17 protein-coding genes are annotated in these 18,739 nt (G+C 71.8%); 10 read left to right on the top strand and 7 right to left on the bottom strand.

All coding sequences use genetic code 11. The features are described 5' to 3' along the window. Genes FH608_RS37110 through FH608_RS37100 form a run of 3 tightly spaced genes read left to right on the top strand, consistent with a single transcriptional unit; the run spans position 1 to position 2,881 of the window. Positions 1-1,011, top strand: a complete 1,011-nt coding sequence (locus FH608_RS37110) for an ABC transporter ATP-binding protein (protein ID WP_193318836.1) — start codon at positions 1-3, stop codon at positions 1,009-1,011. Then, the gene (locus tag FH608_RS37105; RefSeq protein ID WP_139635052.1) at positions 1,008-2,018 is read left to right on the top strand and encodes an ABC transporter ATP-binding protein; all 1,011 of its coding nucleotides are present in this window, start codon (positions 1,008-1,010) and stop codon (positions 2,016-2,018) included. The genes FH608_RS37110 and FH608_RS37105 overlap by 4 nt, the downstream gene beginning before the upstream one ends. Next, a complete protein-coding gene (locus tag FH608_RS37100) occupies positions 2,018-2,881 on the top strand; it encodes a GNAT family N-acetyltransferase (protein ID WP_139635051.1) in 864 nt (287 codons plus the stop codon). The genes FH608_RS37105 and FH608_RS37100 overlap by 1 nt, the downstream gene beginning before the upstream one ends. An 83-nt stretch (positions 2,882-2,964) precedes the next feature. Here the strand turns inward: FH608_RS37100 and FH608_RS37095 are convergent, their stop codons facing one another. Continuing rightward, entirely contained in the window at positions 2,965-4,086 is a 1,122-nt protein-coding gene (locus tag FH608_RS37095) for an exo-beta-N-acetylmuramidase NamZ family protein (protein WP_139635050.1), read from the bottom strand. A 58-nt stretch (positions 4,087-4,144) separates the two neighbouring features. On the opposite strand from FH608_RS37095, the gene murQ reads away from it, so the two are divergent. After that, entirely contained in the window at positions 4,145-5,044 is a 900-nt protein-coding gene (gene murQ / locus FH608_RS37090; RefSeq protein ID WP_139635049.1) for an N-acetylmuramic acid 6-phosphate etherase, read from the top strand. A 420-nt stretch (positions 5,045-5,464) separates the two neighbouring features. After that, the gene (locus FH608_RS37085; protein WP_139635048.1) at positions 5,465-6,520 is read left to right on the top strand and encodes a serine hydrolase domain-containing protein; all 1,056 of its coding nucleotides are present in this window, start codon (positions 5,465-5,467) and stop codon (positions 6,518-6,520) included. A 69-nt stretch (positions 6,521-6,589) separates the two neighbouring features. Here the strand turns inward: FH608_RS37085 and FH608_RS37080 are convergent, their stop codons facing one another. Together FH608_RS37080 and FH608_RS37075 are read right to left on the bottom strand one after the other, a co-directional pair. Next, the gene (locus tag FH608_RS37080; RefSeq protein WP_139635047.1) at positions 6,590-8,338 is read right to left on the bottom strand and encodes a hypothetical protein; all 1,749 of its coding nucleotides are present in this window, start codon (positions 8,336-8,338) and stop codon (positions 6,590-6,592) included. Positions 8,339-8,400: 62 nt separating this feature from the next. After that, positions 8,401-8,913 carry a RipA family octameric membrane protein gene (locus FH608_RS37075; RefSeq protein ID WP_226900236.1) on the bottom strand — a complete coding sequence of 171 codons (513 nt, stop codon included), beginning with the start codon at positions 8,911-8,913 and terminating at the stop codon, positions 8,401-8,403. A 165-nt stretch (positions 8,914-9,078) separates the two neighbouring features. Here FH608_RS37075 and FH608_RS37070 point away from each other — a divergent pair, with 165 nt between their 5' ends. Beyond that, a complete protein-coding gene (locus FH608_RS37070; RefSeq protein WP_139635046.1) occupies positions 9,079-9,459 on the top strand; it encodes a VOC family protein in 381 nt (126 codons plus the stop codon). Here the strand turns inward: FH608_RS37070 and FH608_RS37065 are convergent. After that, positions 9,456-10,343, bottom strand: a complete 888-nt coding sequence (locus FH608_RS37065) for a TIGR03619 family F420-dependent LLM class oxidoreductase (protein WP_139635045.1) — start codon at positions 10,341-10,343, stop codon at positions 9,456-9,458. The two genes, FH608_RS37070 and FH608_RS37065, sit on opposite strands and share 4 nt — an antisense overlap. Before the next feature lie 20 nt (positions 10,344-10,363). Between FH608_RS37065 and FH608_RS37060 the strand changes: the two genes are divergently transcribed. Together FH608_RS37060 and FH608_RS37055 are read left to right on the top strand one after the other, a co-directional pair. Next, the gene (locus tag FH608_RS37060) at positions 10,364-11,218 is read left to right on the top strand and encodes a phosphotransferase (RefSeq protein ID WP_139635044.1); all 855 of its coding nucleotides are present in this window, start codon (positions 10,364-10,366) and stop codon (positions 11,216-11,218) included. A 58-nt stretch (positions 11,219-11,276) separates the two neighbouring features. Then, positions 11,277-11,531, top strand: coding sequence for a TFIIB-type zinc ribbon-containing protein (locus tag FH608_RS37055; RefSeq protein ID WP_139635043.1), 255 nt, complete (start codon positions 11,277-11,279; stop codon positions 11,529-11,531). Positions 11,532-11,597: 66 nt separating this feature from the next. On the opposite strand, the gene FH608_RS37050 is transcribed toward FH608_RS37055, so the two are convergent. Beyond that, complete coding sequence (locus FH608_RS37050; RefSeq protein ID WP_139635042.1) at positions 11,598-12,584, bottom strand: hypothetical protein; 987 nt, start codon at positions 12,582-12,584, stop codon at positions 11,598-11,600. A gap of 37 nt (positions 12,585-12,621) precedes the next feature. Then, the gene (locus tag FH608_RS53210) at positions 12,622-14,637 is read right to left on the bottom strand and encodes an ATP-binding cassette domain-containing protein (RefSeq protein ID WP_226900234.1); all 2,016 of its coding nucleotides are present in this window, start codon (positions 14,635-14,637) and stop codon (positions 12,622-12,624) included. A gap of 286 nt (positions 14,638-14,923) precedes the next feature. Here FH608_RS53210 and FH608_RS37035 point away from each other — a divergent pair, with 286 nt between their 5' ends. After that, complete coding sequence (locus FH608_RS37035; RefSeq protein ID WP_139635041.1) at positions 14,924-15,544, top strand: TetR/AcrR family transcriptional regulator; 621 nt, start codon at positions 14,924-14,926, stop codon at positions 15,542-15,544. Beyond that, on the top strand, positions 15,532-16,614 hold the full coding sequence (locus FH608_RS37030) for an acyltransferase family protein (protein ID WP_139635040.1): 1,083 nt from the start codon (positions 15,532-15,534) through the stop codon (positions 16,612-16,614). The genes FH608_RS37035 and FH608_RS37030 overlap by 13 nt, the downstream gene beginning before the upstream one ends. Before the next feature lie 78 nt (positions 16,615-16,692). On the opposite strand, the gene FH608_RS37025 is transcribed toward FH608_RS37030, so the two are convergent. Continuing rightward, positions 16,693-18,459 (bottom strand): AMP-dependent synthetase/ligase, encoded by a 1,767-nt coding sequence (locus FH608_RS37025; RefSeq protein WP_139635039.1) that lies wholly within the window; start codon positions 18,457-18,459, stop codon positions 16,693-16,695. Positions 18,460-18,739 lie beyond the last annotated feature (280 nt).

Genomic DNA, 18,739 nt, shown 5'->3' with positions numbered 1-18,739 from the left:
ATGACTCAGCAAGCGCCGGGAGTGCGCATCGACGGCCTCACGGTCGTCTACAAGACACCGGCGGGCGAGCTGCCCGCCGTCAGGGAGATCAGCCTGGACCTGCGTCCCGGCTCGATCACCGGCATCGTCGGCGAGTCCGGGTCCGGCAAGTCCACGCTGGCCCTGTCGCTGCTCAACGCCGTCCAGCCGCCGGGCAGGATCGCGGCGGGCAGCGTCGAGATCGACGGGCTCGGCGACGTGGTCGGCCTGCGCGGCGAGCAGCTGCGCAAGGCCAGGGGCAAGCACATCGGGTACGTCTTCCAGGCCGCCCAGAACTCCCTCAACCCGCTCAAGACGGTCGGCAAGCAGCTGCTCGACCTCGGCCGCTCGCACGGCGTGGACGACCTGCGCGGCCTGGTGCGCGAGGCCAAGGAGCTGCTCGGCCGGATGGGGCTCGACGGGGCCAGGGTGCTCGATTCGCACCAGCACGAGCTGTCCGGCGGCATGCGCCAGCGGGTCGGCATCATGCTGGCGCTGGTGCTCAACGCCCACCTGGTGGTGCTGGACGAGCCGACGACCGCGCTTGACATGATCACGCAGGCCAACATCCTGAAGATCATCCGCGAGGTGCACGACGAGCGCGGCCTGACGACCCTCGTCATCACGCACGACATCGGCGTCGTGGCCGAGGTGGCCGACCGGCTGGCCGTCATGTACGGCGGGCGGCTCGTCGAGCAGGGCCCCACCCGCGAGGTGCTGGGCGCGCCCCGCCACCCCTACACCAAGGGCCTCATCCGGGCCATCCCCCGGCTGGTCGGCGACATCGACGAGGCGCGGGCGCTGCCCGGCCGGCCGCCGACGCTGGCGACCGTGCCGAAGGAGGGCTGCGTGTTCCGCGAGCGCTGCGCGCTGCGCATGGACGTGTGCGACACCGTCGACCCGCGGGCGGTCGCCGACGGCCCCAGGATCGTGGCCTGCCACGCCGTCGAGGGGGCCGTGGACGTGACCGTGGACGTGAAGGAGCACGCATGATCACCGGGACCGGCGTCGTCAAGACGTTCAAGCAGCGCGGCAAGGTGCTGGGCGCCCGCGAGGTGCGCGCGCTGCGCGGGGTCGACTTCACGATCCCGAAGGGCGGCGCGGCCTCGTTCATCGGCGAGTCCGGGTGCGGCAAGACCACGCTGGGCCGGATCATCGCGGGGCTGGAGTCGTACGACGAGGGCGAGATCCTCATCGACGGCCAGTCCATGTCGGCGCTCAAGCCCAAGCAGCGCCAGCCGCACTTCCGCAAGATCCAGATGATCCACCAGGACCCGTACTCGGCCCTGAACCCGACCAGGACCATCCACCAGACGCTGTACGCCCCGCTGAGCCTGCGCGCCCGGCAGACCGGGCGGTCGCGGTCGTGGATCGACGAGCGGGCGGCCGAGGTGCTGTCGCTGGTCGGCCTCGACCCCGGCACGGTGCTGGCGCGCTACCCGCACCAGCTGTCCGGCGGCATGCGCCAGCGGGTGGTCATCGCCCGCGCGCTGACCGTCGACCCGGAGATGCTCGTCGCGGACGAGGCCGTCTCGATGATCGACGTGTCGCTGCGGCTGGGCATCCTGGCGCTGCTGAAGGACCTGCGCGAGCGGCTCGGCGTGAGCGTGCTGTTCATCACCCACGACGTCGCCACCGCCCGCTACATCGGCGACGACGGCGAGCTGTACGTCATCTACCGCGGCCAGGTCGTCGAGCGCGGCGCGGTCGACACGGTCATCGCCGACCCCGTGCACCCGTACACGCAGTCGCTGCTGTCGGCGATCCCCGTGCTGCACGGTCTGGAGCAGCCGGGCGAGCAGCCCGTGACGCCGTTGGAGTCGCTGAACGAGAGCCAGTCCGACGAGGGCTGCCTGTTCGCCCGCCGCTGCCCGTTCCGGGGCGAGCGGTGCACCACCGAGCGACCGCTGCTGCGGCTCGGCGAGGGGATTCCCCAGGAGCACGCGTGCTTCTACCCCGAGCGCCGCAGCGTGATCGCCCGCCCGATGAGCGAGGTCTGATGTCCCACGTCGTGCGGGCCGCCACGTCGGCCACCGCGCTCGCCGAGGCGGCCGAGGTCGCCGCCGCCGCGCTCACCCGGGACGCCGAGGCCGCCGCGCTGGTCACGTCGCTGTCGCGGCCGCCCGCCGGGCGCCGCTGGACGGCGCTGGCCACCGACGGCGGCGTGGTGATGGCCTCCCTGTCCGAGAGCCACCCCGTCAACGGGTACATCGACCTGCTGGCCGTGCACCCCTCCGCGCAGGGGCAGGGGCGCGGGCGGGCGCTGGTGCTGGCCGCCGAGGAGTGGCTGCGGGGTCAGGGCGCCCGGCAGTCGCACTTCGCCGGCAACCCGCCGTGCTACGCCTGGCCCGGCATCGACGTGGGCTACACCGCCGCCGCGTGCCTGGCCGAGAGCCTCGGCTACGAGCGCTTCCACGTCGCCTGGAACATGACGGCCGACCTCGGCGCGGACCTGTCCGTCGAGGACGACGTGCGGCGCCTGGAGGACTCCGGCGTACGGGTCTTCGAGGCCGACGGCGACCGCGGCCGGGTGGCCGCGTTCATCGAGGAGCACTGGAACGATCGCTGGGCCTGGGAGGCCACGCACGCCTCCGGGCTGCACTACGCCGAGCGCGACGGGAAGGTCCTGGGCTTCGCCGCCTGGGGCGCCCGCCCCGGCTGGTTCGGCCCGATGGGGACCTCGCCGGACGCGCGCGGTCTCGGCGTGGGACGGGTGCTGCTGCGCAGGTGCCTGGCCGACCAGCGGGCCGCCGGGCAGGCCAGCGCCCAGATCGGGTGGGTGGGGCCGTTGCGGTTCTACTCGCACGCCGTCGGCGCGCGAGCGGAACGCGTCTTCTGGCTCTACCGGCGCGATCTGGCGTGATGTCACGAAGAGGCGCGGGCGCCGCCCGCGGCGTGCCACCTGGCGTGGCCGCCACGGGCGCGGGCGCCGTCCGGGGGGCGCCGCTAGGCGGGACCGCCGTAGAGCAGTCCCCCTTCCGGCCTGCCCGGCGGCGGGCAGAGGTCACGAGGGTCCTCCCCCGCCTCCAGCGCCCGGGTGAGCGCGTCGGAGCCCCACAGGTGGTCCATGAACAGGTCGGGGCCCCACCAGCGCAGGTCGTCCGGGTAGAGGGTGCGGGCCACGTGCAGCATGGACAGGCCCGTCAGGACGGGCCGGAACGCCGCGCGGTCGTGCACGTGGAGCTGCACGCCCCGCACGGGGACGCCGGCGTGCTTGTGGAAGGTGGGCGTGAACCACGTCTCCCTGAACCGCACCCCCGGCAGGTCGAGGCCGGCCAGCGCGGGGGCGAGGCGGGCGTCGGCGTACGGGGCGCCGATCAGCTCGAACGGCCTGGTGGTGCCGCGCCCCTCGGAGAAGTTGGTGCCCTCGAACAGCCCGGTGCCGGGGTAGACCAGGGCGGTGTCCGGGGTCGGCATGTTGACCGACGGCATCACCCAGGGCAGCCCGGTCTCGGCGAACGACATCTCGCGCCGCCAGCCCTCCATCTCGACCACCCGCAGGTCCACGTCGAACCCGAACAGCGCGGCCAGCTCCCCCGCGGTCCTGCCGTGCCGGAGCGGGAGCGGGAAGCGGCCCACGAAGCTGGCGAACGCCGGGTCGAGCCGCGGGCCCTCCTCGACGGTCCCGCCGAGCGGGTTCGGGCGGTCCAGCACCACGAACCGCAGCCCGAGCCGGGCGGCCGAGCCCAGCAGGTCGTACATCGTCCAGACGTAGGTGTAGAACCGGGCGCCCACGTCGGCGATGTCGAAGACCAGCGTGTCCACGCCGGACGCGGCGACCACGCGGTCCAGCGCCTCGCCTTCGAGCTTGTGCGTGTCGAACACCGGCAGCCCGGTCTTCTCGTCCACGGTGTCGCCCTCGCTGCCCGCCGCCTGCGCGGTGCCGCGCATGCCGTGCTCGGGGCCGAACAGCGCCGTCAGGTTCAGCCCGGAGGCCAGCAGGGCGTCCGGGGTGGGGGTGAGGTCGGGCAGGACCCCGGTGGGGTTGGTGATCAGGCCGAGGCGGCTGCCGCCCGCAAGAGCGGGGTCCGCCGCCAGCCGTTCGGCTCCGGTTCGTACGGTGTGCATGCAACCCATTGTCTGAAAGATATTTACAAGTGTGAAGGAGAGGGTGGAAATTAGCGTCATGATTGATCCGCTACCCGAGCTGTCCACCGAGCAGAGCGATCCCCGCTACAGCCAGATCGACCGGCTGCCGACCGAGCAGATCGCCCGGCTCATGAACCAGGCCGACGCCGCCGTGCCCGCCGCCGTTGCGGTGGTCATCCCGGCGATCTCGGCGGCCATCGACGCGATCTCCGCCAGGATGGCCGAGGGCGGCCGGCTGCTGTACGTCGGCGCCGGCACGTCGGGACGGCTCGCCGTGCTCGACGCCAGCGAGTGCCCGCCCACCTTCGGCACCGACCCGTCGCTGGTGCAGGGCATCATCGCGGGCGGTCCCGAGGCGCTCACCCGGTCCGTCGAGGGGGCCGAGGACGACGCCGAGGCGGGCGCCGCCGCGTTGAAGGACCTGGAGGTGGGGCCGCTCGACTCCGTGGTCGGCGTGTCCGCCAGCGGGCGGGCCCCTTTCGTCCTCGGTGCGCTTGCCGAGGCGGCTTCACGGGGGGCGCTCACCGTGGGCCTGTCGTGCAACGACGACGCGCCGCTGTCGGCCGCCGCCGAGCACGCGATCGAGGTGGTCGTGGGTCCCGAGGTGGTGACCGGCTCGACCAGGCTCAAGGCGGGCACGGCCCAGAAGCTGGTGCTGAACATGATCTCCACGATCTCGATGGTGCGGCTCGGCCGGACGTACGGCAACAAGATGATCGAGATGTCGGCGATGAACAGCAAGCTGGCCGGGCGGGCGGTGCGCATGGTGAGCGACATCACCGGCGCCGACCACGCGGCGGCCGAGGCGGCGCTGGACGCGGCCGGCGGGCAGGCGAAGATCGCCGTGCTGATGCTCCAGCACGGCCTGGACGCGGCGGGGGCACGCGCGCTGCTGGAGTCGCACGGAGAGCGGCTGAGCGACGCGCTGAGCGGCTGACGCCGCCCGGCGGGCCTCGTGGGGCCGCCGTTGCCACGGCCGCCCCGCACGACGCCGCTCCGGCCCACGACGCGCGCCCGCACGCCGGCGCACGGGGACCTGCCTCCGCACAGGCACGCCCCACCGCAGGGGACGCATCCCGCGTTTGGGACGTATCCCCCACACAGGGACGCATCCCCGCGCGGAGACGCCCTCCCGCTCAGGGGCCGCCGTCGCGCCACGGGCGGGGCGACGGACTCGGCGACGTCGTATGAGGGGCCGCCTGGACACGAGCGGGCGGGTCAGGAGCGGGCGCCTCTGGAGGGGGCGCGTCAGGAGCAGGCCCTTCGCGAGACGGGCGCCGCGGCAGGGATGCGAACGGCCCCCGGTGTGTGGAGGGGCCGGGATGAGATCGGAGACGGCGGGATGAGAGGGACGGGGATGGGTGACCGGCTCGGGGCGATCCTGGAGGACGGGGTGCCGCGCGTGTGCTCGGCCGCCGTCGCGCTGATCGCCGTGGACGGCCGCGTGGCGGCGGAGGCCGCGACCGGCGAGCTCGTGCGCTACGCCGACGCCGAGGGGAAGCCGGCGGATGAGCGCCCGCCCGTACGACCCGGCTCGATCTTCGACCTGGCCTCGATCAGCAAGCTCTTCACCACCGCGGTGCTGCTCTCGCTGGCCGAGGAGGGCCGGATCGGCCTGGACGAGCCGGTGACCTCGTGGCTGCCGGGCGGCGACGCCAGGATCACGCCGCGCCGCCTGCTCACCCACACGGCGGGCCTGCCCCCGACCCGCCGCATCGACCGGGAACTGCCCGGCGCGGACGCCTCCGAGCGCATGGAGGCGATGGTGCGCACGCCGGTCGCCCACCCGGTCGGCGGCCCGTACCTCTACAGCGACGTCGGCCTGGTCATGGCGGGCCGGATCGCGGAGCTGGCCGGGGGCGAGCCGCTGGACGCGCTGGTCCGCGCGCGGGTCACCGCGGCGCTCGGCCTGGCCGACACCGGCTACCGGCCGCGGGCGCTGGCGCGGATCGCCGCCACCGAGTGGAAGCCGGAGCGCCCGGGGCCCGGCTGCGTGCGCGGCGAGGTGCACGACGAGACGGCGTACGCGCTCGGCGGGGTGGCGGGCCACGCCGGGGTGTTCGCCACGGCGGCGGACCTGCTGGCCTTCGGCGAGGCGCTGCGGCTCGGCGGCGGGCCCGTGCTGCGCCCGGAGACCGTGGCCGAGTTGCGGCGCGACCAGGGCGCCGAGGGCGCGCCCTTCCGTCACGGGCTCGGCGTGCGCATCGGCGACCCGGCGATCGTGGGGCCGCTGGACGGCGCGTTCGGCCACTCCGGCTTCACCGGCACGTCGCTGGTGGTCGACCCCGCGCGCCGGCTGACCGTGGTGCTGCTGACGAACGCCGTCCATCCCGTACGGGGACGCGACGGCATCCGCGAGCTGCGGCACGCGGTGGCCGCGGAGGCGCTGCGGCTGCGTGACCTCGCCTCTTGACGGGACGGCCGTCGCGCGGCGCTGACACGCCTGACCGGATCTCCGGACCGCGCGCACGGCCGAGGGGACTCAGCCCCCCTCCGCCTCACTGTCGCCAGGCGGCTCATGGCCGTCGGGCTTCTTGCGCGTGAGCCAGAGATACAGGATCGCGGCCACGACCGTCATCGCGGCCGCCCATGCCGGGCCCCAGATGGCGAAGACCACGAGGGAAAGCGGAAAGGCCAGGAGAAAAACCCATCGGGCCGCTGGAGGATCCGGCGGCTCGGATCTTCCGTCGCGGCCCTTCCCGGGCCTCCCCCGTGCGGCGCTGGGAAACGCGTGGTCGAGCGCGGGGGTGAGGCTACGCTTCAACGCCACATGGCGCGGGTCCCGCAGAAAGGCGGGCGCCCAACCGGGGACCTCGGCGCCGAGCCGGGAGAACACGGGTTCGCCCCAGTCCGACTTTCCGGTGGCGTGGGGGTAGTGGATGGCGGCCCTGAAAACCGACCTGGCTTCGGCGTTGAGAGCGAACTTCAATCCTGATCGCCATCCGTCGACGACGGTTCCGGCCAGGCTGTCGCTCGCCGTCCTCTTGAGGACGTCACGATAAACGTCTGCCAGGTCACTGTGGCGCATGCGCGGATCCCCCCGATATTCCGGGAGCACCGGCGGAGTCCATGACCCACCCGTTGCGCGCACCTTCGATGCTCGATCCCGCAGCCTCTTGTGCGCCTCGCGACGGAAGGCCTCGTACTCCTCCTCGTTCATGGGCACCAGCAGGATCAGACGCTCCGGCGGCAGCACGGACATGGCCTCGACCAGCTCCCACAACGTGCCCTCGCCCATCCCTAGGGAGAGCACCACCAGCTTTGCCTTCGAGATGAGCTCCCGCACCGAGCCCTGCCACCCCTCGAACGGCAGATAGAAGCGGTCGGCGCCGACCCGGGGCAGATCCTCGGTCGGATCGCCGGCGGCGACGAGTCTCCCGTACGGCTTCAGCACCTCGGCCAGCCGCTCCTCCTCGCTCGCGCCGGATATCGCGAAATGGAGCAGCAGCGGCGAACCCATTCGCGGATACGCGCGATCAAGGAAGGAGTCCTCCTCGAACCAGCGCAGATAGAGAATGAACGAATCATTCTCCATGTCCCGGAGATCGGAAAGTATCCGCACGAAGTGCCGCCGGCCCCTTCTTATCAGGTTGAGACCGGCCACATAGACAGGGCCGGACAGCCCGACGACCAGCGGGACGATCTCGATGTACGGCGGCGGAGTGAAGAAGAAGACCTCGACCGTCACGTACAGGCACGGCACGACACAGATCGCGCACAGGAGCGTACCGACGGCGACGAGAAGCGATCCCACCTTCCGGGACGGGGCGACGGGAGGACGGGGAGCAGCCGCTCGGGTCCTGCTTCGACGCAGTTCCTTCCGAGGGAGATGCCGGTCTCGTTCAAGAATGATCACCATGTATGTCGCGCCGGCCGTCGTGCTGGTGAAGAACAGACCCAGGATGTCGAGATAGGGACTGGACGATTCTCCGACGAGGGAGAACGTCTCGCCCCACAGCCGCCAATCCTGGAAGGCCAGCACCGTCGTGAGTCCGAGCATGGCCGTCCCCACCAGTGCCTTGAGGCATCCGGACACGATGCCGGCATCGCCGACCTCGATGCGCTCCCTCTCCGTCACGGGAGGGCTCATGAACGACGGGCCCGGCCCGCCACGCCGCATCCGGCCACCGGCCAGGGCCCTGAAGACGCCCTCGGCGATGAGCTCCAGCCCGACGATATTCCATGCGGTCGCGCCTACACCGATCAAGACGAACCAGATGACGCCCATCATTGGCCATTCCCCTGGAGCGGATCTGTGACATCAGCCTGCGTTCGCGCGCCGGCCCGACGCGTTCACCCCGCGACGGCGGCCAGAAATCCCGCGACGTAGATGGCGGCGAAAAGCACCGGAACCCACTGCTCGAGATGCGTCAACGGCCAGTACGTCGACCTGTCGCGGCCTTCGCCGAGCGCCGTCCACTCCGCCCGCCAGTACGGCGACGCCGGCAGGCGTTCCTCCAGCACACCGATCACTTCATACTTCGCCCTGTTGAGCTGCCGGTACGACCGCACCAGGTAGAACCAGGCCGCACACTCGCCGACCAGCGCCAGGAGCGGAAAAACCAGTAACCACGACGCGAGCTGCGGTTCGGCCGACCAGAACACGCCGAAGATCGTGAACACCGAGGTGTTCAACGTGAGAAAAAAGGTGTTGGCCGTGGCTCGACGCGCGCTGACCCGGTCGGCCATCTCGACGTAGATCCGGTACTGCTCCAAGATGGCCGCCTGGTACTTCTCGCCGGCCTCGGCATAGCTCGCGGCGCTGATCTCGCCGGTCCACAGCCGACTGCGCACGTCGTCGGGCACCGCACCCTCCACCAAGTCCTCGCCTGCCGGATTCGCTGGATCACTATCACACGCCGGGGCCCGGCCTGACAGCTGAACCGGCGGCCTCTGCCGCCAAGGGATAGCACCACTTCGCCGGGACCGGTCCCCGTCGATCGGTCTCCGTCCCTGACCTAGTCTGGAGATATGTCCGTCCAGCTGAACCACACCATCGTGCAGGCGAGGGACAGGGAGGAGACCGCCGCGTTCCTCACCGGCGTGCTGGGCCTGGAGACGGCAACGGTCTTCGGCCCGTTCCGCGTCGTCACGCTCGGCAACGGCGTCTCGCTCGACGTCGTCCAGGCGGGCGAGGCGGTGACGCCGCAGCACTACGCGTTCCTCGTGAGCGACGAGGAGTTCGACCAGATCCGGGACCGGATCAAGAGCCGCGGCCTGACGTACTGGGCCGATCCGCACCACCACGAACCGGGGCGGATCAACACCCACGACGGCGGCCGCGGCCTCTACTGGTCCGACCCCAACGGCCACAACCTGGAGATCATCACGGTCCCGTACGGCGGCGCCTAGGGCGCCAGGGCCTCCAGTGCCTCCTCAGCCCGGCGCATCGCCTCCCGGGCGTCGAGCGCGACGAACTCGCGGTCGAAGTTGAGGTCGTGGAAGACGTCCGTCACGCCGGCGGCGGCCAGGTCGTCCACGTCGCGCCGGATCTTGTCGTACGTGCCCGTCAGCGGCCGCTCGCCGTCGGCCGCCCTGACCTGCGTGACGCCGCGGCACACGAAGCGGAACCCGGCCGCGTCCCGGCCCGACTCCGCCAGCGCCGCCTTGATCAGCTCCACCCGCCCGGCGATCGCGGACAGGTCCTCCCTGCTGGAGCTCACCCAGCCGTCGGCCAGCCGCGCGGCGCGGCGCAGCGCGACCTCGGCGGTGCCGCCGAGCAGGATCGGCGGCGGCCCGGGCACCGGCTTGGGGTCGAGGTGGGAGGGCGGCACGCGGTAGAACTCGCCGTCGTGCTCCACCACGTCGTCGCGCCACGCCTCGCGCAGTACCTCGACGAACTCCTCGCCTCGGCGCCCGCGCCGCTCCATGCCGACGCCCGTGGCCGCGAACTCCTCCGGCACCCAGCCCAGCCCGATGCCCGCCGTCAGCCGGCCGCCGGAGACGGTCTGCAGCGTGGCCAGCTGCTTGGCCAGCACCACGGGCTGCACGTACGCGTTGATCACGGCCACGCCCAGCCGGATCCGCTCCGTCACGCCCGACAGGTGGGCGAGCGTGATGAGCGGGTCGTGCACGCTGCGGTACGTCGGCCCCATGGGGTGCCCCACGGGGTAGAGCACGCGCTGGAACGTCCACAGCTCGTGGTAGCCGAGCCGCTCCGCCCGGGTGGCGACACGGCGCATGTTCTCGGGGGTCGACCACGGACCTGACTGGGGCACTGCGAAACCGACTCTCATATCGTCCTAGTCTGTACGACGTGGGTCTGGAGGCGGAGCTGGCGGGTGTCGCGGCGGCGTACGGCGGCGCGGGCGAGCCCGTGTCGCACCCGACGCGCACCGATGTCGTGGTGTTACGCAGGGGCGAGGTCGTGGTCAAGGCCCACTCGCTGCGCGACGACGTGGAGTCGCTGCGGCTGCGGCTGCGGGCCGTCGCGTCGGCCGCGGTGAGCGGGGTGATGCTGGCGCCGCTGGAGCCGGAGGTGCTGGCGGTCGCGGGCCGCGCGGTGACGGTCTGGCCCGCGGGCCGGCCCGTCGCTCAGGACGACCCCGGCGCCGCTCCCTGGGAGGAGGGCGCCAGGCTGCTGGCCCGGCTGCACGCCGTGCCTCTCACGCTGCTGCCGGAGCTGCCCGCCGCCGGGGGCCCCGCGCGGGCGGCCAGGGCGCTGGACCGGATGAGCGGCGACGGCCCCGTCGAGCAGCTCATCCGCCGGGCCTTCAAGGAACTGCCGGAGACCGAGCCGCTGCCCGCGCTGCTCACGCACGGCGACTGGCACCTGGGCCAGCTCGTCCACCGCGACCGCTGGCTGCTCATCGACGTCGACGACCTCGGCGTCGGCGACCCGGCGTGGGACCTGGCCAGGCCGGCCGCCTGGTACGCGGCGGGGCTGCTCGACCCGGCCGTCTGGGAGCGCTTCCTGGGGGCCTACCTCGCCTCGGGAGGGCCGGCGCTCGGCTCCGGCGAGGACCCGTGGCGGCGGCTCGACGTGCCGGCCCGGGCGCTGACCGCACAGCTCGCCGCCGTGGCCGTGGTCAACGCCGAGCGGGAGAGCCGGGAACTGGACGAGGTCGAACATTCGTTGGTCGAATCGTGCAACAGAATCGTCCGAGCGTGACGGGGTTGCGCGCGGTAGGTTTCAGAGCGAGACCACGAAGCCAAGGAGAGCGACCTAGATGCAGTGTCCCAAGTGCCGCGGGAACATGCGGACCTATGAGCGCAACGGCGTCCACATCGAGCAGTGCGACAACTGCCGTGGGATCTTCCTCGACTACGGCGAGCTGGAGACGCTGACCCGCATGGAGTCGCAGTACCACGCGGCTCCCCCGCCCCCCGCCCCCGGTCCGGCCTGGGGCGCCCCGCACGGCGGCCACTACGGCGGCCACCACCACCGGCAGCGCAGCTGGGTGGGCATGCTGTTCTCGACCTGATCCGGCGGGCCGGTCACGGGCGGGGCCGCGCACCGGGTGGGGGTGCGCGGCCCCGCCCGGCCCGGTTCAGCTGGGGAAGTCGTCCGGGTCCACGGCCGAGGTGCGGGCGTTGCCGCCCGCGATCGTGTGCAGCGTGATCCGCCAGTCGTGCCAGAGGATCTGCGTGGCGGTGTACGTCGTCTTGAACTTCACCGACTTCTGGAACTTCTCGAAGCTGCACTCGCGCGTGAACGCCTTGCTCTTGCCGTCCCAGTCCACGCCGTGCGTGAAATAGATCTTGTACGTGCCGTCGGGCACGCCCTTGACCTTGAACTTCCCGTTCTTGCGCACGTACACGCTGAACGCCTTGCTGCGGCCCTTGATGAGGGTCACCACGGCGTCGCGCGAGCCGCCGTTGTCGATCTGCAGCGAGCTGCGGCCGTTGAGCGCGCTGCGGCGCACGAACGAGCCGTTGCCCAGCCGCCGGCTCCGCTTCTTGCCCGCCTTCACGTCCACGATGTCGGCCGGGTAGTCGCCGGCGCTCTGCAGCGCCTCTCCCGCCTTGTCCAGCGCCGCCAGCTTGTCGTCGAGGTCGGCCAGCACGGCCGACGACGTGCACAGGTCCCTGGCGCCCACCTTGCCCGCCGTCGAGCCCAGCTCGGTCGCGAAGTCGCGCAGGCTGGCCACGTACGCGTCGTGCTGGGCCCGGACGGCGTCGGGCGGGGCGAGCGCCGCCAGCGCCTCGGCGGCGCCGCTCAGCTCCTCCTCGGCGTCGGTCACCTTGCTGTCCAGCGACTTGACGCCGCGCGCGCCCGCCACCGCGTCGATCGCGCGGGCCATCGACTTGTGCCTGCTCTCGAGCTCGCTCTTGTACGCCTCGGCGGTGAGCGCGGTCGGACTCGGGGTGCTCGTACGGGTGCCGCCGCCGTTGGCCGGGGCGCCTTCCCCGTCGCCACCGGCGACGCCACTGACCCTCGACTCGCCTCCGGTCGGCGACGGTAAGGACGACGAGCACGCGCCGAGCGTGAGAGTTGCCAGGGCGAGAACGCAGGGAATCAACCGGGGTCCAGCCACCTGACACACTATCGTCCGGTTGATCCCCAACCGTCAATCACGATTCCGCCAGCCCGGCCTCCCTGTCCTGCCGCAGCCAGCGGGTGATCCCGATCGTCTCCAGGAACGGCACGTCGTGGCTGGCCACGATGAGCGCACCCCGGTACGCGTTGAGCGCCTGGGACAGCTGGCGGACGCTGGCCATGTCGAGGTTGTTCGTCGGCTCGTCCAGCAGGAGCAGCTGGGGCGGCGGGTCGGCCGACAGGAGCGCGGCCAGGGTCGCGCGGAACCGCTCGCCTCCCGACAGCGTGCCCGCGGCCTGGCCGGCGCGCTCGCCCCTGAACAGGAAGCGCGCCAGGCGCGCCCTGACCTCGTTGACGGAGGCGTCCGGGGCGACCGCCCGGACGTTGTCCACCACGCTCAGCGCGTCGTCCAGGAGGTCGAGGCGCTGCGGCAGGTAGCGGACGGGGACGTGGGCGCCGTGCTCGACGATCCGCCTGAGCAGCGTGGTCTTGCCCGAGCCGTTCGGGCCGAGCAGCGCGATCCGCTCGGGACCGCGCACCACCAGCGTCTCGAGCAGGATCCTCCGAGCACCATCGCCTTCCGTCGCGCCATCGCGCTCCCTCCGGCCATCGGTTTCCGTCCTGCCCTCGGCTTCGGTCCTGCCACCCGTTTCCGTCCTGCCATCACCCTCCGGCGTGCCATCGGCTTCCTGGTGGGCGGCCTCCGGCGCGCCATCGACCTTCCGCGCGCCACTGACCTTTCCGGCATCAGCCGCCCCCGAGAGACCGTCCGGCTCCGAGACACCGTGCGGCTCCCAGGCGGCGTCCCGGCCCGGGGAGATGCCCCGGCCCGTCGAGACGTCCCGGTCCGTAAGGGCGCCCCGCTCCGTGGAAACGCCCTGGTCCGTGAGGACGGCCGGCTCCGTGGAGACCGCCGTTTCCGAGGCGCCGCCCGGCTCCTTGGAGGTGCCCGGTTCCGTGGCGCCCTGCCGTTCCGTCGGGACGTCGTCGAGGGGCGGGCGGGCAGCCTGGGGCGGTGGGAGTGGGAGGGTGAGGACCGTGCGGCCGGCCGGCACTTCCGTGCCCGGCAGCTGGATGCGGATCTCCGCGTCCTCGCGCACCCCCTGCGCCGCCTCCGTGAGCCGCTCCCGCGCCTCCTCCAGCTTCTCGATGGCCAGGTTGCGCTGCTTGCCGGCGCTCACCTGGGCCTTCCGCTTGAGCCCGTTCGCCACGATCTTGGGCACCTTGTTGTTCTCGAACGCCTTCCGGCCGTTGCGCGCCGCCCGGTCGATCCGGGTTCTGGCCTCGATGAGCTCCCGCTGCTGGCGGCGCACCTCGCCCTGCGCGACGCGCACCGACCGCAGGGCGGCCTCCTGCTCGGTGGCGACCTGCTCCTCGTAGGCGCTCAGGTTGCCCCCGTACATGCGGACGACGCCGTCGCGCAGCTCGGCGATCTGATCCATCTGCTCCAGCAGCGCGCGGTCGTGGCTGACCACCACCAGCACCCCCGACCAGGCGGCGACGGCGCCGTAGAGGCGCTCCCGGGCGTCCAGGTCGAGGTTGTTGGTGGGCTCGTCGAGCAGCAGCACGTCCGGCCGTCTCAGCAGCTGGGCGGCGAGCGCGACCATGATGGTCTCGCCGCCGGACAGCGTGCCGACCGTGCGGTCCAGCCCGATGTGGCCCAGGCCGAGCCGGTCGAGCTCGGCGGCGGCGCGCTCCTCGACGTCCCAGTCGTCGCCGACCGCGGCGAAGTGCTCCTCGGCGACGTCGCCGCTCTCGATGGCGTGCAGCGCCGCCCGCGTCGCGCTGATCTCCAGCAGGTCCGACACGGTACGGCTCGCGCCCAGCGGAACGTTCTGCGGCAGGTATCCCACCTCACCCGACACGGACACGGATCCGGACCGGGCGGGCAGCTCCCCCGCGATGATTCTCAACAGTGTTGATTTGCCCGAGCCGTTCACCCCGATGAGCCCGGTACGTCCGGCGGGGAAGGCGGCGTCGAGACCGTCGAGCACGCCGGCACCGTCCGGCCAGCCGAAGGACACGTGATCGACGACGATGGAAAAAGGCATAAGGCGGCTCCCGTCACAAGGATCGAAATTCTGTGACTTGGCGGGAAACGACCGCACAAACGCGCAGCACGAGGAAAGTGGGCGAGGAGGTCGCCAGAGGTCCAGGTGTGCGCGCCCGGCCCACGACAGGGCTGATCGGCGCGGTGCCCGCGACCTCAGATCCTCACGTCAACTGCCCCCAGGGCTCGGCGATAAGACGCCCGCAAGACTATGCGACCCGCCGATCGACTGGCAAGGCGCCTGACCGGAGCGCCGCCACGTTGGCCGACTGTGCTAGATTTTGGCCATGCGGTCAGAAATTGAGCCGGGCGGCCGGAAACCGCGGTCGTTCATCGAGGAGGCCAGGCGCGCCCAGATCGTCGCGTCAGCCGTGGCCGTGATCGCGGAGGTCGGGTTCGCCCAGGCGTCCCTGGCGCGCATCGCCAAGCACGCCGGCATCAGCAAGGGCGTCATCTCCTACCACTTCGCCGGCAAGGAGGAGCTGATGGAGGAGGTGGTCACCCGCGTCTACACGGAGGCCGCCGATCACGTCCTCGCCGAGATGGAGGGCCTGCAAGACGCCGGTGAGCTGCTGAGGACGTACGTCATCGCCAACGCCGCGCACATGCGCAGGCACCGGGCGCAGATCATGGCGCTCGGGGAGATCTTCAACAACCTGCGCACCGCCGAAGGCAAACCCCGCTACGGCGTGCAGACCAGTGAGGAGATCTACCAGGCGCTGGAGAGCGTCTTCCGCCTCGGGCAGCGCACCGGCCGGTTCAGGGACTTCGACCTCCGCGTCATGGCCGTCACGCTGTCCGCCGCGATGGACAGCATGTTCGGCTACTGGGCCGCCTATCCCGAGCACGACCTCGAGGCACACGCACGCGAGCTGGCCGACCTCTTCGAAAGGGCATGCAGCACGTGAAGACCGAGCCGAGAACCAGGCTTCACTCGATCGACAACCTCCGGACCGTGCTCACCGTGCTGGTCGTCGTCCACCACGTGGCGATCACGTACGGCAACATCCCCCTGTGGTACTACGCCGAGCCCGCCAAGGACCCCTCGGGCCACCTGCTCGACGTCCTGGTGACGTTCAACCAGGCGTTCTTCATGGGCTTCTTCTTCCTCATCTCCGGCTTCTTCACCCCCGGCTCCCATGACCGCAAGGGCGGCCGCGCCTTCGTGCGGGACCGCCTGGTGCGGCTGGGCATCCCCCTGCTCGCCTTCCTGATCCTGCTCCGGCCGCTGGTGAACTTCGGGGGGTACGCGCAGCTCGACGGCGTCCCGTACTGGACGTACTACCTGGCCTCGTGGGACCCGGGGCCCATGTGGTTCGCCGAGGTGCTGATCGTCTTCGCCCTGGCGTACGCGTTGTGGCGGGCCCGCCGGGCGCCGCTCGACCCGCGACCCGCGCCGCTCCGGTTCCGCTCGGTCGCGCTGTTCGTCGTGGGCCTGACGGTGGTCACGATCCTGTGGCGGATCCCGGTGCCGACGGGCACCTACGTGCCGGTGCTCGGGCTGCCGACGCCCACCTTCCTGCCGCAGTACGCCGCCATGTTCGCCGTCGGGTGCGTGACCTTCCGTCGCGGCTGGTTCGAGGCGCTGCCGGCGCGGGCCGGGCGGCTGGGGCTCGTGGCCGCGGGCGTGTCGAGCGCCGTGCTGCTGCCGGCCGCGCTGCTGACCGGCGGGATGCCGTCGTCGGCGCTGATGGCCGCCTGGGAGTCGTGCTTCGCGGTCGGCATGGTCATCGGGCTGTCGGTGCTCTTCAGGGAGCGGTTCGCCGGGCAGGGGCCGGGCGGCCGGTTCCTGTCGGACCACGCGTTCACCGTCTACATCATCCACCCTCTCGTGCTGGTCGCCGCCGGCTACGGGCTGCGCTGGCTCGACGCGATCGCGATCGTCAAGTTCGCGGTCATGCTGGTCGTGGTGCTGCCGCTCTGCTGGGCGCTGGCGTACGCGGTGCGGTCGCTGCCGGGGGCCAAGCGGGTCCTCTGAGCAGGGCGGGAAGCGGGGTGGCCCGGCCGACGCGCACGCGTACGCGATCGCGCCGGCGAGCCACCTCGCGAGCGGGAGCTACCCCGTGTAGAGGGCGTCGAGGGTCGCGGCGTGGCGCTCCTCGACCTGCTTGCGCTTCATCTTGAGGCTGGGCGTCAGCTCGCCCGTCTCCACCGTGAAGTCCGCGGCCAGGATCGCGAACTTCTTGACCGTGGCGTAGCTCGCCTGGTCCGCGTTGACCCGGTCGACGGCCCGCTGGACCTCCTCGATCATGCGCGGGTGCTCGCGCAGCTTCTCGGGGTCGTCCGGCAGCGACTCGGCCCGCGCCCACGGCCCTGCCACCTCCATGTCCAGCGTGACGAGCGCCGTGACGTAGTTGCGGCGGTCGCCGTGGACGAACACGTGCGACACGTACGGGCAGGCCGCCTTGATCCGGCCCTCCAGGTACGTCGGCGCGACGTACTTGCCGCCCGAGGTCTTGATCAGTTCCTTCTTCCTGTCGGTGATGCGCAGCCGTCCCGCGTCGTCGAGCTCGCCGATGTCCCCCGTACGCAGCCAGCCGTCCTCCAGCGCGGCGGCCGTGTCCTCGGGCAGCCCGTGGTAGCCGCGCATGATCCCGCCGCCGCCGATGAGGATCTCCCCGTCGTCGGCGATGCGCACCTCGGTGCCCGGCAGCGGCGGCCCGACCGTGCCGAACTTCACCGAGTCCGGCCGGTTGAAGAAGCTGCCCGCCGACGACTCGGTCAGGCCGTACCCTTCGAGGATCGTCAGGCCCGCCGCGTCGAAGAACTCGGCGATGTCCGTGGCCAGCGGGGCCGCGCCGGAGATGAAGAAGCGGATCCGGCCGCCGAACCGGTCGCGCAGCTTGGCGAAGACCAGCCGGTCGGCCAGGGCGTACTCGATCCTCGTGGTGAGCGGGACGGACGCCTCGCGCTGGCGGGCGCGGCTGACCCTGATGCCGGTCTGCCGGGCCCAGGTGAAGATGCGCAGCTTGAGGCCGCCGTCGCCCCGTACGGTGGCCACGACCGTGTTGTGGATCTTCTCGAAGATGCGCGGCGCGGCGGCCATGAACGTGGGCCGCAGCACGCCGAGGTTCTCGGCGATCTTGTCCAGGCGGCCGTCCACGGCGGTCGGCACGCCGATGTCGATCATGATCACCTCCAGCAGCTTGCCGAACGAGTGCGACAGCGGGAGCCAGAGGAAGTGCAGGTCGGCCTCGGAGAGGAGGCCCAGCTCGCGGACGCCGGCGGCGGCGTGCAGCCAGTTGCCGTGGGTCAGCTCCACACCCTTGGGGCGGCCGGTGGTGCCGGAGGTGTAGATGAGCGTGGCCAGGTCGTCGCGGGCGATGGCGTCCACCATGCCGTCGTAGTCACCGTCGCCGTGCCCGTCGCCGGCGAGGGAGTCGAGCCTGACCACCCAGCCGTCGTCGCTCGGCGTGCCGTCGACCACCACCACGCGGGTCACGCCCGGCAGCTCCTTCTGGACGGACCTCAGCTTGGCGACCTGGTCGTCGTCCTCGGCGATGACGATGGCGCTGCCGGAGTCCGTGATGACGTACGCCGCCTCGACCGCCGTGTTGGAGGGGTAGATCGTGGTGGTGGCCGCACCCGTGGCCAGGACCGCCAGGTCGGCCAGGATCCATTCGAGCCGGGTGGAGCAGAGGATCGACACGCGCGTGTCCGGCCCGGCGCCCAGCGCGGCCAGCCCCAGCGCCAGCCCGCGCACCCGCTCGCCCACCTCCCGCCAGGTGAGCGAGGTCCAGCCGTCGTCCGAAGGGGCTCTGTACGCCTCAGCGTCGGGGGTCGCGGCGATCCGGTCGCGCAGCAGGGAGGGAATGCTCGACATGCGTGGCCTCCTGGACGGTTTTGAGCCCGACTCTAGGAGCAATCCCACTATTTGGGATAGACCAGCGGGCAGTCCGCTTGCCGCCTTGGGAGAGCACCTTCCGTTCTGGGGATCGTCGCGACACCCCCGCTTGGGGAGTGCGATGGAGCTCGAGGCCCGCGAGATCCGGACGCCTCAGGGGCGGAGGACGCTGATCGTGATGTTTCGCCAGCGTGTACCGCTCTCGCGGGGTGCCGCTCGGCCATGCCCCGTCCCGCACATCGGCAGCACCTTGATGCTG

The sequence above is a fragment of the Nonomuraea phyllanthi genome, assembly GCF_006334985.2.
GTDB lineage: Bacteria > Actinomycetota > Actinomycetes > Streptosporangiales > Streptosporangiaceae > Nonomuraea > Nonomuraea phyllanthi.
The sequence above is the reverse complement of the archived record's forward strand: the minus strand, read 5'-3'. Positions and strand labels throughout refer to the sequence as shown.

Coding starts and splice junctions, on each gene's coding strand:
- FH608_RS37030 (WP_139635040.1), top strand. CDS start 15,532: ATGCAGCACGTGAAGACCGAGCCGAGAACCAGGCTTCACTCGATCGAC.
- FH608_RS37025 (WP_139635039.1), bottom strand. CDS start 18,459: ATGTCGAGCATTCCCTCCCTGCTGCGCGACCGGATCGCCGCGACCCCC.
- FH608_RS37095 (WP_139635050.1), bottom strand. CDS start 4,086: ATGCACACCGTACGAACCGGAGCCGAACGGCTGGCGGCGGACCCCGCT.
- murQ (WP_139635049.1), top strand. CDS start 4,145: ATGATTGATCCGCTACCCGAGCTGTCCACCGAGCAGAGCGATCCCCGC.
- FH608_RS37070 (WP_139635046.1), top strand. CDS start 9,079: ATGTCCGTCCAGCTGAACCACACCATCGTGCAGGCGAGGGACAGGGAG.
- FH608_RS37100 (WP_139635051.1), top strand. CDS start 2,018: ATGTCCCACGTCGTGCGGGCCGCCACGTCGGCCACCGCGCTCGCCGAG.
- FH608_RS37085 (WP_139635048.1), top strand. CDS start 5,465: ATGGGTGACCGGCTCGGGGCGATCCTGGAGGACGGGGTGCCGCGCGTG.
- FH608_RS37110 (WP_193318836.1), top strand. CDS start 1: ATGACTCAGCAAGCGCCGGGAGTGCGCATCGACGGCCTCACGGTCGTC.
- FH608_RS37065 (WP_139635045.1), bottom strand. CDS start 10,343: ATGAGAGTCGGTTTCGCAGTGCCCCAGTCAGGTCCGTGGTCGACCCCC.
- FH608_RS53210 (WP_226900234.1), bottom strand. CDS start 14,637: ATGCCTTTTTCCATCGTCGTCGATCACGTGTCCTTCGGCTGGCCGGAC.
- FH608_RS37035 (WP_139635041.1), top strand. CDS start 14,924: ATGCGGTCAGAAATTGAGCCGGGCGGCCGGAAACCGCGGTCGTTCATC.
- FH608_RS37055 (WP_139635043.1), top strand. CDS start 11,277: ATGCAGTGTCCCAAGTGCCGCGGGAACATGCGGACCTATGAGCGCAAC.
- FH608_RS37105 (WP_139635052.1), top strand. CDS start 1,008: ATGATCACCGGGACCGGCGTCGTCAAGACGTTCAAGCAGCGCGGCAAG.
- FH608_RS37080 (WP_139635047.1), bottom strand. CDS start 8,338: ATGATGGGCGTCATCTGGTTCGTCTTGATCGGTGTAGGCGCGACCGCA.